Source organism: Stenotrophomonas sp. Bg11-02 (assembly GCF_002836635.1).
GTDB lineage: Bacteria > Pseudomonadota > Gammaproteobacteria > Xanthomonadales > Xanthomonadaceae > Stenotrophomonas > Stenotrophomonas lacuserhaii.
Window position 1 is genome coordinate 1 of sequence record NZ_PJAY01000023.1, and the last position, 870, is coordinate 870.

1 protein-coding gene and 2 pseudogenes are annotated in these 870 nt (G+C 65.7%); all 3 read left to right on the plus strand.

Features of this window, described 5'->3' with window-relative positions; genetic code table 11:
* A pseudogene (locus tag CXG43_RS01275) lies at positions 1-195 on the plus strand (hypothetical protein); the annotation flags it as partial.
* Positions 192-653: a DUF1833 family protein gene (locus CXG43_RS01280; protein ID WP_101098363.1), complete on the plus strand. Its 462-nt coding sequence runs from the start codon at positions 192-194 to the stop codon at positions 651-653. The pseudogene CXG43_RS01275 and the gene CXG43_RS01280, both read left to right, overlap by 4 nt.
* Positions 653-870: pseudogene (locus CXG43_RS19360) on the plus strand (peptidoglycan endopeptidase); the annotation flags it as partial. The gene CXG43_RS01280 and the pseudogene CXG43_RS19360, both read left to right, overlap by 1 nt.

Sequence of the window (870 nt, forward strand, 5' to 3'; positions counted from 1 at the left end):
CTTGCCGCCGCGGACGAGTTCGAGGCCTGGTACTTCGATGTGATCGGCCGGATCGGGTGGTTCACCATGCGCCACCCGTATCGCGGGACCAACATCACCGTCCGCTTCATCAAGGGCGATATCGGCCAGCTTGTCCCGGACCAGCACGGCCTGGGCGACTACCGGCGCGACACCGTCGTGGAGTACATGCGATGAGCACTTTTACCGAGCGGCGCCAGCGCGTCACGGACCCGGTGGGCACCTTGGCTCTGCTGGAAGTCTCGGCACCTTCGTTTGCCGAAACCCTGCGCATCTGCAACGACCAGCGCGACTGGGTAAGCCAAGGCCTGACCTTCGTTGGGGCTCAATTCGGCTTCAAGCTGCCCGATGACGTCAACGGCCAGGCTCCGCGCGCGCAGCTGGTGATCAGCAATGTTGGCCGGGCTATCACCGAAGACCTGGAGCGGTTGGCGCCTGGTGAGCTGGTCACGGCGCGCCTGATGATCACCGACCGGGCAGACGTGAACGTCATCGAGCAGGATCACTTCCTGCCGATGATGACCGTATCGGTGACCCCTCAGGCTGCCACCTCCGCTTGCGGGGTGGACTTCTTCACACGGCAGCAGGCCGTCCGGTTGCGCTACAACGCGCACATCGCCCCGGGCATCTACTGATGCGGCCTTCAGATGTCGAGCCGTTCACGCTCATCCCCTACGACCCTGATTCAGCCGATTGCGCGGATCTGGTGGTGAGGGTCCAGCGCGAACTCTTCGGTCGGCACGTCGAGATGCCCAGCCGCCGGCCGCGCGGCGCGCGCGGGGAGGCCGAGCTGGGGGCGCTCTCCCGGCCCTATGCACGATTACGGGAGGGACCGCCGCAGGACGGCGATCT

Excerpts from the sequence above, each read along its gene's own strand:
- CXG43_RS01280 (WP_101098363.1), top strand. The coding sequence starts at position 192 with ATGAGCACTTTTACCGAGCGGCGCCAGCGCGTCACGGACCCGGTGGGC.